Source organism: Mycobacteriales bacterium (genome assembly GCA_035504215.1).
Lineage (GTDB): Bacteria > Actinomycetota > Actinomycetes > JAFAQI01 > JAFAQI01 > DATAUK01.
In genome coordinates this window covers 26,327-40,508 of the sequence record DATJSI010000016.1, presented here as the reverse complement: position 1 = coordinate 40,508, position 14,182 = coordinate 26,327, and the positions used below count along the sequence as shown (strand labels likewise).

Here is a 14,182-nt window from a genome sequence, read left to right as displayed (position 1 = left end):
CCGAACCGGATCCTGAACCCCGAGCTCCAGCAGCGCCGCTACGACCCGGACCTGCGGTACGTCCGCCGGTACGTTCCCGAGTTCGGTACGCCGGACTACCCGCCGCCGATCGTCGAGCACGGTGCGGCGGTGGCGGCCTTCAAGGCCGCGCGCCGGCGACCCTGACCGGCGGACGCGGGCGGTCGCGGTTCATGCGCGCTGGGTAGTGTCGTAGCCGGGCCCGGATGGGCGGACGTTGCGAGTCGAGGAGCAGGGGTGCCGAAGTACGTCTACGACTTCAACGAGGGCAATCGCGATCTCAAGGACCTCCTCGGGGGCAAGGGCGCGAACCTCGCCGAGATGACCAACCTGGGGCTCCCTGTCCCGCCCGGCTTCACGATCACGACCGAGGCGTGCAACGTCTACCTGGAGACCGGCACCGAGCCCGCGGATCTCGAGGCCGAGGTGAGTGCGCACCTCGCGGCGCTCGAGCAGACGATGGGCAAGTCGCTCGGCCAGGCCGACGACCCGCTGCTCGTAAGCGTCCGGTCCGGAGCGAAGTTCTCTATGCCCGGCATGATGGACACGGTCCTCAACATCGGGCTCAACGACGACTCGGTGGTCGGCCTGACCAAGCAGTCGGGGAGTGAGCGCTTCGCCTGGGACTCCTACCGCCGCCTGATCCAGATGTTCGGCAAGACCGTCCTTGGCGTCGACGGCGAGCACTTCGACGAGGTCTTCGACGAGGCGAAGCGCGCCAAGGGCGTTACGAACGACCTCGACCTCGACGAGAACGACCTGCGCGATGTGGTCGCCCGCTACAAGGCGGTGGTCGCGGAGCACACCGGGCGCGACTTCCCCGCTGAGCCGCGCGAGCAGCTCGACCTCGCGGTGCGCGCCGTCTTCGACTCCTGGAACGGCGACCGCGCGAAGCTCTACCGCCGGCAGGAGCGGATTCCGGCCAACCTCGGTACGGCGGTGAACGTGGTCGCCATGGTGTTCGGCAACCTCGGCATGGACTCGGGCACCGGTGTCGCGTTCACTCGTGACCCGGGCACCGGTGACCGCGGCGTCTACGGCGACTACCTGCAGAACGCGCAGGGCGAGGACGTCGTAGCGGGCATCCGCAACACCGTCTCGCTCGCCGACCTCGAGTCGATCGACAAGCCGGCGTACGACGAGCTGATGTCGATCATGGCGACGCTCGAGAACCACTACCGCGACCTTTGCGACATCGAGTTCACGGTCGAGCGCAACAAGCTGTGGATGCTCCAGACGCGGGTCGGCAAGCGCACCGCCGGCGCCGCGTTCAAGATCGCGATCCAGCTGGTCGACGAGGGCCTGATCGATATGGACGAGGCCCTGCAGCGGGTCAACGGCGCACAGCTCGCCCAGCTGATGTTCCCGCGCTTCGACGACGACGCCCCGAAGAACCAGATCTCGAGCGGCGTGAGCGCATCTCCGGGCGCTGCCGTCGGCAAGGCAGTTTTCGACAGTGCCACCGCCGGAGAGTGGGCGGCGCGCGGCGAGGCGGTCATCCTCGTCCGCCGCGAGACCAACCCCGACGACCTCCCGGGCATGATCGCCGCCGAGGGCATCCTCACCAGCCGCGGCGGCAAGACCAGCCACGCGGCCGTCGTAGCCAGAGGCATGGGCAAGACCTGCGTCTCGGGTGCCGACGACCTCGAGGTCGACGTCCGCGGCAAGGTCGCGACCACGAAGAACGGGGTGAGCTTCGGCGAGGGCGACGTGATCTCGATCGACGGCACCGCCGGCAAGGTCTACCTCGGCGAGGTGCCCGTGGTGCCGAGCCCTGTCGTGCAGTACTTCGAAGGCACCCTCGACGCGTCCTCGGACCCGCTCGTGGCGGCAGTCGACCGCATCGTCAGGCATGCCGACGCGAAGCGGCGGCTCGGTGTCCGCACGAACGCCGACACCGAGGAGGACGCCGCGCGCGCCCGCCGGTTCGGGGCGCAGGGCATCGGCCTGTGCCGCACCGAGCACATGTTCCTCGGCGAGCGACGCAAGCACGTCGAGCGACTGATCCTTGCCGATGGCGAGGACGAGCAGCGAGCCGCGCTCGACGCCCTGTTGCCGTTGCAGCGGGAGGACTTCATCGGCATCTTCACCGCGATGGACGGCCTGCCGGTCACGGTGCGGCTGATCGACCCGCCGCTCCACGAGTTCCTTCCCGACCTCACCGAGCTGTCGGTCAAGATCGCGGTTGCGGAGGCGACCGGTGCGACCGTCTCCGACAACGACCGCAAGCTGCTCGAGGCGGTCCGGCGGCTGCACGAGCAGAACCCGATGCTCGGCCTGCGCGGCGTGCGCCTCGGGCTGGTCATCCCCGGTCTGTTCGCGCTCCAGGTGCGGGCGATCGCCGAGGCGGCGGCGGAGATGAAGAAGGCGGGGCGCGATCCGAAGCCGGAGATCATGGTGCCGCTCGTGGGCGCCGTACAGGAGCTCGAGATCGTGCGCGAGGAGACCGAGCGGATCCTCGCCGAGGTCGCCTCCGAGTCGGGCGTCGAGGTGCACACCCTGATCGGGACCATGATCGAGGTCCCGCGGGCCGCGCTGACTGCGGGCCAGATCGCCGAGGCGGCCGAGTTCTTCTCCTTCGGCACCAACGACCTCACCCAGATGGGTTGGGGCTTCAGCCGAGATGACGTGGAAGGTGCATTCTTCCCGCGCTACATCGACCTCGGCATCTTCGGGGTCAGCCCGTTCGAGACGCTCGACCCCGAGGGGATCGGCCGGATGGTGCGGATCGCCGTCGAGGAGGGCCGGGCGGTCCGACCTGACCTGCACGTCGGCGTGTGCGGTGAGCACGGCGGCGACCCCGAGTCCGTGCACTTCTTCCACCATGCCGGTCTCGACTACGTCTCGTGCTCGCCGTTCCGCGTTCCCGTTGCGCGGCTCGAGGCCGGTCGGGCCGCGCTGGATGCCCAGGGCAGCGACAGTCGCTGACCGGGTTGGCATGATCGCTCGCGCAGCTACGACGACGAGCGCCGGGCGGGTGTGACGTGAACGGGTACGACGACGAGTCGCGTGCCCGGCTGGTGCCGGAGCCGCCCAAACAGTCGCCCGGCAGTCGGGACGACTTCGTCCGCGACCGCGCCCGGGTGCTGCACTCGGCGGCGCTGCGCCGGTTGGCGGGACGCACCCAGGTCGTCGTCGTCGGCGAGAGCGACTTCCCTCGCACCCGGCTGACGCACTCCTTGGAGTGCGCGCAGATCGGCCGCGAGCTCGCCGGCGCTCTCGGCGCCGACCCCGACCTCGTCGACGCGGCGTGCCTCGCGCACGACCTCGGCCACCCGCCGTTCGGCCACAACGGCGAGGCGGCGCTCGACGAGTTCGCAGCCGGGATCGGTGGCTTCGAGGGCAACGCGCAGAGCTTCCGGGTGCTGACCCGGCTGGAGGCGAAGGTCGTCGACCGGGCCGGAGCCGGAGCCGGGCTCAACCTGACCCGCGCGACGCTGGACGCGGCCTCCAAGTACCCATGGACCAGACAGCCGGGCTCGCGCAAGTTCGGCGTCTACGCCGATGACCTCCCGGTGTTCACGTGGATGCGCTCCGGTCGCGCCGGTCCGGCGCGCTGCGTCGAGGCGCAGATCATGGACTGGGCGGACGACGTGGCCTACTCGGTCCACGACCTCGAGGATGGTGTCCAGGCCGGGCACGTTCCTCTCCGCGTGCTCGACGAACGCGAGCATGCGGCGCAGATCGTGGCAGTCGCTCGTACGTCGTACCTCGAGGTCGACGTCGCGGCGCTGACCGCGGCGTTCGAGCGCCTGCGTGCACAGGACTACTGGCTGGCAGACTTCGACGGCTCGATGCGGGCAATGGTGGCGCTGAAGCGCATGACGAGCGAGCTGATCGCCCGGCTGTGCAGCGCCGCGACCGTGGCCACGCTGGACCGCGCCGAGGGACGTCCGGTCCAGCGCTACGACGGCCAGCTGGTCGTCCCCGATGCCACGAGAGCGGAGTGCGCGGTGCTCAAGGCGATCGCCGACCGCTATGTCATGCAACGCGACGCTGCGATCCGCACCCAGCAGCGCCAGCGGGAGCAGCTGGCCGAGCTGCTCGGGGCCCTGTGCGCCTCGGCGCCGGACTCCCTCGAGCCGTGGCTGCACGACGCGTACCGAGCCGCGCCGGACGACGCGGCCCGCCTGCGCGTGGTCGTCGACCAGGTCGCATCCCTGACCGACCGAACCGCCGTGTTGTGGCACGAGCGGCAGCTCGGTGCCCGGGTGCCCTCCGGATGACCGTCACCGTGCGCAGGGCCGTGACCGAGGAGGTCCTCGACCTGCGCCTCGGCGTGCTCCGGCCGACGGTGCCGAGGGTGCCCAACCCGCGCGACCACGACCCGGAGACGGTGCATGTCGCGGCCTTCGAAGACGGCGTCGCGGTCGGAACGGTCACCGTCCAGCCGGAGCCGTACGACGGGGACGAGCGGTCGTGGCGGATGCGCGGCATGGCCGTCCTCCCCGACCATCAGGGCCGGGGGATCGGCCGGGCCGTGCTGGAGGAGGCGACCAGGGTTGCCGCCTCGGCCGGCGCCTCGAAGCTGTGGGCGAACGGCCGGGTCAGCGCGCTGGAGTTCTACCGTCGGCTGGGATGGGTGGCGACCGGACCGGTGTTCAACCACGGTCCCGACGACCTGCCGCACCGGGTGGTGATCCGGCGGCTCGCACCGGGCGACGTCGGCGGGCCGCCGTAAAGTAGGTCGCGGCGTCTTCCCCCGCCGACCGACCACAGCGACGGAGGACCAGTGCCCGGACGGATCCGCGACGAGGACATCGCGGCGGTCCGCGAACGGGTGTCGCTCGAGCAGGTCGTTGCCGACCACGTCGCGCTGCGCAGCGCGGGGGCCGGCCGGCTGAAGGGACTCTGCCCGTTCCACGACGAGAAGACGCCGTCGTTCACGGTCAACCCCGCCCTCGGCTTCTACAAGTGCTTTGGCTGCGGTGCCTCTGGCGACGTCATCACCTTCGTGCGCCAGATCGAGCATCTCGACTTCTCCGATGCGATGGAGATGCTCGCTCGCCGTGCCGGCGTGGAGCTGCGGCGCGAGGAGGGCGGATCCGCTCCGGGCGCCCATCACGGTCAACGCCAGCGGCTGCTCGACGTCAACGCGGCCGCGGCGGCGTACTTCGGCTCGCAGCTCAATTCGCCCGAGGCCGAGATCGGCCGGCGCTTCCTCGCCGAACGTGGCTTCGACGAGGCGGCGTGGGCGCATTTCGGCGTCGGCTACGCGCCCAACGGCTGGGACATCACGATCAAGCATCTGCGCGCGGCCGGTTTCAGCGACGCGGAGCTGTCGACGGCAGGCCTCGCCAGCCAGGGCCAGCGGGGCTTGATCGACCGCTTCCGCGGCCGGTTGGTCTGGCCGATCCGCGACCGCAAGGGTGACGTGATCGGCTTCGGCGCCCGCCGGCTGCGCGAGGACGACAACGGCCCGAAGTACCTGAACACCCCGGAGACGCCGCTGTACAAGAAGAGCCAGGTGCTCTACGGCGTCGACCTTGCCAAGCACGAGATCGCGACGACGCTGAAGGCGGTGGTCGTCGAGGGCTACACCGACGTAATGGCCTGCCATCTCGCCGGCGAGCGGACCGCGGTCGCCACCTGCGGGACGGCGTTCGGCGAGGAGCACGTGCAGATCCTGCGCCGGATGCTCATGGACCAGGACGAGCTGCGAGGGCGCGTGATCTTCACCTTCGACGGGGACGAGGCCGGCCGCAACGCGGCGTTGAAGGCGTTCGCCGGAGACCAGAAGTTCGTGACGCAGACCTTCGTCGCGGTGCAGCCGGACGGGCTCGACCCGTGCGAGCTGCGCCAGCAACGCGGCGACCTCGCCGTGCGTGACCTGATCGCGAGCCACATCCCGCTTGCCGAGTTCGCGATCCGGGTCACCCTCGAACGCTTCGACCTCTCGATTCCCGAGGGCCGGGTCCAGGCGCTCGCTGCGACGGCGCCGGTGGTCGCCGGGCTGAAGGATGTCTCGCTGCGCGACGAGTACGCCCGCCGGCTGGCCGGTTGGCTCGGCATGGAGGTCGAGCCCGTGCTCGAGCGGGTCCGCCACGGTGGCGGCCGCCCGCCCGTGCAGGGCGCCGACGCCTCGTCGGGCTCCCGACGTGGTGGCTCCCGCGCCGTGCACACCCGCCCCGATCCGCGCGACCCACGCCTGGTCGTGGAGCGGGAGGTTGCCAAGCTCGCGGTCCAACGACCGGCCCTGGCCGGGCCGGCGTTCGACGCCTTGGGCGAGGAATGCTTCACCTCGCCCGCCTACGCCGCCGTCCGCGCTGCGATCGGCAAGGCCGGCGGCGTGTCCGCGGCCGCCGGTGGCGCCGAGTGGGTGGCGTCCGTGCAGGAGGCGGCAGAGGTGGACGCCGTTCGCGAGCTGGTCACCGAGCTCGCGGTCGAGCCGATGCAGTCGGTCGAGGAGGACGACGCCCGGTACGCCGGCGCGCTCGTCGTACGGCTCGAGGAGATGGCGCTCACCCGCCGGGTCCAGGAGCTGAAGTCCCGGCTGCAGCGGCTCAACCCGGTGGAGCAGGCGACGGAGTACAACCGGATGTTCGGCGAGCTGATCGTGCTCGAACAGCAGAAGAAGGGGCTCCGCAGCCGAGGCGCCGGCGAGCTCTAGCGTGCGACGACCCAGGCGGCGGCTCGCGGCGTTGTCCTCGTCGCCCGCAGATCGGCGGCTTGCGGCCGCTTAGGTCGGCTTTGCCGCTTACGGCGTGGTGCTTGTGTTCTGGCGGGCCGGGCGACAGGATGTCGCCGACTACCGACGCCAGCTTGGGGGATCCGCTATGTCGCAGTCCAGCCCGATGCCCGACCTCAAGTCGTTGCCGCCGTTCGATCTCGGTGTGCTCGCGACCGGCTTGCTCGCTTTCATCTTCTCCTTCTTTCCCTATTACGGAGTGAAGGTCTCCGGCTCGGTGCTCGGCATCAACGTCTCTACCTTCGGCCAGACGAGCAGCACCGTGACGGCGTGGCACAGCTACTCGACGCTTGCACTGCTGCTGATCCTGCTCGGCACGATCGTGGCAGCGATCGCGATCTTCGCGTCATCGTCGGCGCCGAGCCTGCCGATCGGGTTGCGCTGGATCGCGGCCGGGCTGTGTGCACTCGGCGCGTTGCTGTACTTGATCCGGCTGTTCACGCTTCCGCATCACCACCATTCCTTCGGTGCCGGCATCAGCGCCTCCGAAGGAGTCAAGTGGGGTGGCTACCTGCTGTTGATCATCGTGCTGCTCAACGCGGCGTGCGCGGTGATCAGCGCGCTGAGCAGCGAGGAGCAGGTGCCGTGGCACCAGTTCGGCGCGGCCGGCGCCGGAGGCGCCGCACCGATGACGGGCGGACCCGCGCCGATGGGTGGCGCGCCGACAGCCGGTTACTCGACGCCGACCTACGCGCCGCCGCCGGCGCCACCGGCCCCGCCGATGCAGCCACCGGCCCCGCCGGCGCAGTCGACCGAGCCGTCAGCCGGCGACGACCCCGCTCCCGTCTGAGTCGACCGTCGCGCCGGGGGCATCGACGGCCGTTGCGGCGGTTGGCGAGGCCTGCTCCGTCAAGGCCGCCTGTCGGGCCCGCACGTATGCCGTCGTACGCCGCTCGGCATAGAACGACGCGAGCGGCACCGTGCCCGCCAGGATGGTGAGGATGAGCTGGATCGGCGTCATCCGCACGCGGCGGGTCAGGTCGAGAGTCAGCAGGATGTAGAGCGGGTAGCAGAACACGCCGTGCACGGTGCCGACCACTGCGTCGACGCCGCCCTGGTTGGCGGCGAACTGCAGCGGCAGGCCGACGAAGAACAGCAGCACGAGCAGCACGCTGACGACCAGCGCGATGATCCGGTAGCGCAGCAGTGCGGCCTCGACGCTGTGCACGTCGAGCAGTCGGGTGCTCACGTTGTCAGGTACTCCGTCGCTGTCCGGTGGTGAGGGCTTCCGCCCGGGCGTTGAGCCGGGCGAGGTACGCGTTGTACGCGTTCACCTCGTCGTCATCCTCGTCCACCTCCGCGGGGGGGGTGGTGATGCCGATCCGGACGCCGTCGCGGTGCTCGATCTCGGGTTTGGGCAGCGGGGGCGCGGCGAACCGCGATGACAGCGGACGCGGCTTCGTGCCGGTCTCGTCCGCTTCGCCCGCAGCCTCGATCCGCAAGGTCCTCCACCACAGCACAATCCCGAACGCCGCAAACAGCGGCCACTGGAAGGCGTATGCCCAGTTCTGGATCCCGCCGCTCGGCGACTGGGCGCGGTGCCATTGCCAGAGGCCGAGGCGAAGGAAGACCAACACGAGGACCACGACGAACAGGTGCAGACCCCACCACTTCGGCGAGAGCAGGATCTTGCGCACGGTCCCAGCGTAACCAGCCGGATCAGGTCGTGCCGCTCGGCCGCCGCGGACGCCATGCCCGGCGCCGCGCGGTGCGCTAATCTGGCTAGTCGGTTGGCCCGGTCAATCGCAGGATCATTCCCGCATAGCTCAATTGGCAGAGCGTTCGGCTGTTAACCGATAGGTTCCTGGTTCGAGTCCAGGTGCGGGAGCCATCGCCCACCACCGAGGTGGCTCCACCAGGGGTGGTAGCTCAGCTGGTTAGAGCTGGGGACTCATAATCCCTAGGCCGCAGGTTCGAGTCCTGCCCACCCCACCGAACGCGGATTTTGCGCCGCGAACGGTCGCGTCGCATTCATTTCCTTGATCCTTTTTGCGCGCGCGCCATTTCTCCTGCCCGGGGCTTGTGCTGCGCGCTAGCGTCACGATATGGCGGACCGTTTGTGTACGGCGTGCGGGACGCCCAACGTCGCGGGTGCGAAGTTCTGCCATGAGTGCGGAGCGCCCCTGCTCGTTCCGTGCCCGCAGTGCGGCACCGTGCCGCTCGCTCCGGCGAGGTTCTGCAGTGAGTGCGGGAGCCCGCTTGCGACGACGGAGCCGCCCGGGGCGGCAGCGGATCGGCCGCTTCCGGCCACCGAGCGCCGGGTGGTCTCGATGTTGTTCGGCGACCTCGTCGGCTTCACGACCATCGCCGAGGGACTCGACCCGGAGGCGGCCCGCGAACTTCTCTCGGCGTACTTCGCGGCGGTTCGCGCGGTGGTCGAGCGCTACGGCGGAGTGATCGAGAAGTTCATCGGCGATGCCGTGTTCGCGATCTGGGGTGTGCCGGCCACGCGCGAGGACGACGCTGAGCGGGCGGTGCGCGCCGGCCTCGACCTGACCAGCGCGGTGACGGCGGTGGGCGAGGAGCTCGGCGTTCCAGCGTTGAACATGCGGGTCGGCATCACCACCGGTCAGGTCGCGGTGACGCTCGGAGCGGTCGGCGAGGGCGTGGTCGCCGGGGACGCGGTGAACACGGCCGCTCGGGTCCAGTCCATCGCGGCTCCCGGTCAGGTGTGGGTCGACGACACCACCCGGTCGCTGACCACCGCGTCGCTCGCCTACGAGTCGGTGGGATCGCACGAGCTGAAGGGCAAGGCGAAGCCGGTCGAGCTTTTCCACGCAACCCGGACCACGGCAGTGGTCGGCGGCGACCAGCGGGTCGACGGCCTCGAGGGCCCGTTCGTCGGGCGTGACCGCGAGCTTCGGCTGGTGAAGGAGCTCTTCCACGCCACGTCGGAGGAGGGCCGGCCGCGACTCGTCCTGGTCACCGGTGAGCCCGGCATCGGCAAGTCGCGACTGGCCTGGGAGTTCGAGAAGTACGTCGACGCGATCCCGACCACGACGACCTGGTGGATGCGCGCACGTTGCTTGTCCTACGGCGAGGGGGTTGCCGGCCGGGTGATCGCCGAGCTGGTCCGGTACCTGCTGCGGCTGACCGACGCGAGCGTGGAGGCCGACGTTCGGCAGGCACTCGACCAGCGGCTGCGCGAGCACGTCCCGGACCCGGCTGAGCGCGAGTTCCTGCAGCCGAGGCTCGAGAGCCTGCTCGGCCTCAGTGACCGGGGGTTCGAGCAGGCCGACCTGTTCGCCTGCTGGCGATCGTTCCTCGAGGCGCTACCGGACGACCGGGCATCGTCGGTCACGATCGTCATCGAGGACTACCAATGGGCCGACGACGGGCTGCGGGCCTTCATCGACCACATTCTCGAGGTGGGCCAGGCACCGATCATGATCCTGGTTCTGGCCCGGACCGAGGTCACGGAGCGACATCCCGGCACGGGCGTCGGGCGTCGGTCGACCACGGTGTTTCTCGAGCCGTTGCCGGACGTTGCGATGGACCGGCTCGTCTCCGGCCTGGTCACGAACCTCCCGGAGGCGGTGCGCGCGGAGCTCGTCCAACGCGCCGAAGGCGTGCCGCTGTACGCCGTCGAGACCATTCGCGCACTGATCGACCGTGAGATCGCGACGCCGTCCGGCGGCAGCTTCGTCATCGACGCACAGTCGGCGGCCACGCTGGACCTGGCCGCGATCGGGCCGCCGGCGAGCCTGCAGGCCCTGCTGGCGGCGCGGCTCGACGCGCTGTCAGAGCTGGAACGTCGCGTCGTGCGGGACGCCAGCGTTCTCGGGCAGTCGTTCACCCGCGCGGCCATCGCTGCACTCGTTCAGGCCGACGCCGACCTCGACGTCTGCCTCGACTCGCTTCGACGTAAAGAGATCTTCAGCATCGACAACGACCCGCGGTCACCCGAGCGCGGGCAGTACCGATTCGTCCAGGCGCTGCTGCGGTCGGTCGCCTACGACACGCTTGCGCGGCGCGATCGCCGGGCGCGCCACATCGAGGTGGCTCGGTTCCTGGCTGCCCAGCCGGATGCGGAGTCGCTGGCGGGCGTCATCGCAGCGCACTATCTGGATGCCTTCGAGGCGATGCCCGACGAAGCCGACAACGCCGAGCTCAAGGGATCCGCGGCATTGCTGCTCGACCAAGCCGCACAACAGGCGGCAATGGTGGGCTCGCCGGGTCTCGCGTTCTCGCACTACGACCGGCTCATGGCGCTCGACCCTCCGGACGACCTGCTCGTCAAAGCCGCGATCGCCGGCGCTCGCCTGGCAGCGAGAAGCGGCGCGCATCGCGAGCACGCGCTCGAATGGGCGCAACGGGCTTCGCAGGCTGCCTCGCGCCTGGGCGCCATCGACGACGAGCTGTGGGTGAAGCTCGCTGCCGCGCAGCTCTACCTCACCGCCAGCAACGGCGACGCCGCGCTTCCGCTGGCGAGAGAGGTCTTCGAGCAGAGCATCGGCCGGCCGCACCGGGTGGCGCACCTCGGTACGGCCAGCCGGTTGTTGTGCCTTTGCGCGCAGAACTCCGGAGATGCCGAAATCGCGGAGCAAGCAGTGACGGCAGCTCTTGGCGACATCGAGCGCTACGCCGACGATGCCGAGTTCGCGGAGTTCCTCGACACCATCTCGATGTGGTTGTCGATCGGCGGGTTCCGTCGGCTGGCGGTCGTCGTCCGGCGGGCTGCTGTTGCTTCCGAAAACAACCGCAGCGCGGACAACATCGCACCGAGGCTGAACCTCGCCACAAGCATTGCTCACGACGACCCCGCCGAGGCGATGCGCATCTCGGCCGAGGTCATCACCGAGGGCCGGCGCCGGGGAACGAGCGTCATCGCTGCGATGGGTCACTACGTGGCGTCCGCGATCGCAACGGGGGCCTGGGCGCAAGCGCGCGAGGTGATCGCGACACACGCCGCAGAAGCCGCGACGGAGCTGGTGGATTGGGAGATCTATCTGGCCGCAGGGGCTGCCTGCATCGCCTGGGGTTCGGACGACGCCTCCCTCATGCTCACTCCGGACGAGGTCCTGTCCCGCGATCCGGTGATCAACGGCTGGCAGCAGATGCGAGTGGCCGTCGCGACCGCGCTCGAAGGAGACCTGGTCTCGGGCTCGGCGATCGCGGTCAAGGCGGTGCGCACCATGGCGGAGGTGGAGCCCGCCAACGAGGACGTCCCCCTCGGGTACGCCCTCGCAGTCGACATGCTCGCCGAGGCGGACTCGCTGTCCGAGCTCACCGAGCTCAGCAACGAGTTCGAACAGATCGCCATCGGCCAGCGGTTCCGGCTGCTGCACGGGACCAACCTGCGCGCAGCAGCGTTGCTGAGCGACGCGCCCGACCAGCTGCTCGCCGACGCGATCGCAACGTTCGAGGCGATGGGAGCGGCGTACTGGGCCGCCCGGACACGTCTCGACCTCGCCGCCGCGCTGGTCGAGCGCGAGGCGCCCGGAGCGGAAAGCCTGGTGGACCTGGCTGAGCCGGTGCTGGTTGCGGCGGGGGCGACCCGCGCGCTCCGTCAAGTCGCGGAGCTTCGCTCCGTCCTGGTGCCCTGAGCCTTTCAGCGATCGCGACAGACCGCCCGCGCGATCGGGCGAACGTCACGCCGGCGGGCCGGACCCTGCTGCGGTGGCCTCGTTGGAGGGGTCGACCTCGATCATGGGCCCGGTGCCGGGCGCTCCGATCCGCAACCAGGTCGTCCAGCCGGGGAGGTTGCCGTTCCGATCGGGATGGGCACCGTGCCGACCGTGCGCAGGCTCGACCTCGACGACGCCACCGGACGGGGAAACGCTGACCTTGGCCCGGCGCCGGCCGTCGGCCGGGTTCTTTCCGGCGGCGGTCAGGATGCACTCGGCGGGTACGACGTGACCCTGCGGACCCTGCAGCCGCGGCGCATCGAGCAACAGTGAGCGGCCCCGGCCGCCACGCGCGTGAAGCGGGCGTCCGACCTTGGCGGCGAGTGGATGCATCCACTGGTCGACGTCGAGCGAGAGCCGGACGGTCTTGTTCGTCCAGTACGGTTCGACTGAACCTTGCGAAGTCAGCCACGCGGACGGCTCGCCGGGCGGCGAGTCGGCGGGTCGGTCGATGCCGAGCATGGCGGTGCGCGTCAGCCCGGCGAACTGCACGCGCAGCTTGAGGTCCCAAAGCCCTGGTCCCAGCCGACCGCCTCCGACCACGCGATCGGGGTCGATCTCGGCGATCGCATCGACGCGGACGGACCCGTCCGCGTCGATCGTCACCGCGATGTCGGCACCGGCCGACCAGGAGGCGCCGTCACTGCGCGCGACCAGGCTGAGCTCGGTGTATCCCTCGTCGTTGAGGTCGAGCAGCCGGCGGTCCTCGAGCCGCACCGACGGGGCGATCGCCTCCGGAAGCGCCCAGCCGCCGTCGTGCTGCTCGAGCCGGAACGGCTGGTCACGCAGCATGAGTCGGCCATGCGCGCGAACCGAAAGCCGTCCCTGCTCCCAGACCGGGTCTTCGCACCGGGCGTCGAGGGTCAGCGCCACGAGCTGCTTCGAGTACTCGACCATCCCCTCGATGTCGTCGTCAAGGAACAGCCGGGACTGGGTGCGCAGCAGTGCGGGGAGCGTGGGATGCAGCTCCGCGGGAATGCGGCGGCGGGCGAGGTCGAGGATCGTCGCCTGCATCCGGTCGCGGTAGGGGACCGGGTAGCGCAGCAGGTTGTCCTCGCGCAGCCGCCGGAGCATCTCGTCGCGGTAGAACCGCAGGTAGAGCCGCAGCCGTAGCGTCGGGTCCTCGACTCCCGAGTCGATGACGTCGAAGACCCTCTCGAGTGCGGCGTAGTACGCCGCTGCGTCCAGCCGTCGGGTGCCTGCGTTCCGACCCGGACCACGCCGCTGCTCGTAGTGGTAGCAGAGCGTGTCGGCGACCAGGGCGACGGATCGGGCCTTGACGTAGGCCTGCATGCAGAAGATCTGGTCCTCGAGGTTGCGGATGTCCTCGACGAATCGCAGGGCGTTCTGGTCGAGGAACTCGCGACGGAACAGCTTGTGCGGCGTCAGGCTGTACTCCATCGGAAAGTCCGCGAGCGTGCGTCCGGTCACCGTCTCTCTGAACAACCAGTGGTTGAGACCGCGAAAGTTGCTCGCGAACCGGCCGATCACGATGTCGGCGTCGGAGCTGTCGGCGACCTCGAGCTCACGCCGCAGCGCGTCCGGAGCTAGGGTGTCGTCGTTGTCGAGCAGCTGAACGTAGCGACCGCGCGCCATCTCGATGCCCACGTTGCGCGGCCGGCTCGCCCATCCGGAGCTCGGGATGTGCGTGGCCCTGATGCGATCCGGATGTGCGGCGGCGATCTGGTCGACGCGCGGCGCCGAGCCGTCGGTCGAACCGTCGTCCACGAGGATCAGCTCGTGACGCCGCGGGTCCAGCGTCTGGCCGAGCACCGACCCGACGCAATAGTCCAGGTTCGGCCCCGGATTGAAGACCGGCACCACCACACTCACGTCCGGCTGCACGCTG

The 14,182-nt window shown here is 70.0% G+C and carries 9 protein-coding genes and 2 tRNA genes; 8 read left to right on the top strand and 3 right to left on the bottom strand.

Annotated elements, in window-relative coordinates:
* Positions 1-255: 255 nt before the first annotated feature.
* The 5 genes from ppdK to VME70_01600 all read left to right on the top strand — a co-directional run bounded on the left by ppdK (position 256) and on the right by VME70_01600 (position 7,496).
* Positions 256-2,946 (top strand): pyruvate, phosphate dikinase, encoded by a 2,691-nt coding sequence (ppdK, locus tag VME70_01620; protein ID HTW18891.1) that lies wholly within the window; start codon positions 256-258, stop codon positions 2,944-2,946.
* A 56-nt stretch (positions 2,947-3,002) separates the two neighbouring features.
* The gene (locus tag VME70_01615) at positions 3,003-4,244 is read left to right on the top strand and encodes a deoxyguanosinetriphosphate triphosphohydrolase (GenBank protein HTW18890.1); all 1,242 of its coding nucleotides are present in this window, start codon (positions 3,003-3,005) and stop codon (positions 4,242-4,244) included.
* Positions 4,241-4,699, top strand: a complete 459-nt coding sequence (locus tag VME70_01610; protein HTW18889.1) for a GNAT family N-acetyltransferase — start codon at positions 4,241-4,243, stop codon at positions 4,697-4,699. The genes VME70_01615 and VME70_01610 overlap by 4 nt, the downstream gene beginning before the upstream one ends.
* 51 nt (positions 4,700-4,750) lie before the next feature.
* A complete protein-coding gene (dnaG, locus tag VME70_01605; protein HTW18888.1) occupies positions 4,751-6,628 on the top strand; it encodes a DNA primase in 1,878 nt (625 codons plus the stop codon).
* 166 nt (positions 6,629-6,794) lie between these two features.
* The gene (locus VME70_01600; GenBank protein ID HTW18887.1) at positions 6,795-7,496 is read left to right on the top strand and encodes a DUF5336 domain-containing protein; all 702 of its coding nucleotides are present in this window, start codon (positions 6,795-6,797) and stop codon (positions 7,494-7,496) included.
* Here VME70_01600 and VME70_01595 read toward each other — a convergent pair.
* Together VME70_01595 and VME70_01590 are read right to left on the bottom strand one after the other, a co-directional pair.
* The gene (locus VME70_01595) at positions 7,467-7,895 is read right to left on the bottom strand and encodes a DUF3817 domain-containing protein (protein HTW18886.1); all 429 of its coding nucleotides are present in this window, start codon (positions 7,893-7,895) and stop codon (positions 7,467-7,469) included. The two genes, VME70_01600 and VME70_01595, sit on opposite strands and share 30 nt — an antisense overlap.
* A gap of 4 nt (positions 7,896-7,899) precedes the next feature.
* Positions 7,900-8,343: a transcriptional regulator gene (locus VME70_01590; GenBank protein ID HTW18885.1), complete on the bottom strand. Its 444-nt coding sequence runs from the start codon at positions 8,341-8,343 to the stop codon at positions 7,900-7,902.
* Between the two features lie 118 nt (positions 8,344-8,461).
* On the opposite strand from VME70_01590, the gene VME70_01585 reads away from it, so the two are divergent.
* From VME70_01585 to VME70_01575, 3 genes are all read left to right on the top strand, one after another.
* A tRNA-Asn gene (locus tag VME70_01585) sits at positions 8,462-8,537 on the top strand.
* A 27-nt stretch (positions 8,538-8,564) separates the two neighbouring features.
* Positions 8,565-8,638: transfer RNA gene (locus VME70_01580), tRNA-Ile, on the top strand.
* Between the two features lie 113 nt (positions 8,639-8,751).
* Positions 8,752-12,252: an adenylate/guanylate cyclase domain-containing protein gene (locus VME70_01575; GenBank protein ID HTW18884.1), complete on the top strand. Its 3,501-nt coding sequence runs from the start codon at positions 8,752-8,754 to the stop codon at positions 12,250-12,252.
* 45 nt (positions 12,253-12,297) lie between these two features.
* Here the strand turns inward: VME70_01575 and VME70_01570 are convergent, their stop codons facing one another.
* Complete coding sequence (locus VME70_01570) at positions 12,298-14,178, bottom strand: glycosyltransferase (GenBank protein HTW18883.1); 1,881 nt, start codon at positions 14,176-14,178, stop codon at positions 12,298-12,300.
* Between the last annotated feature and the right edge of the window lie 4 nt (positions 14,179-14,182).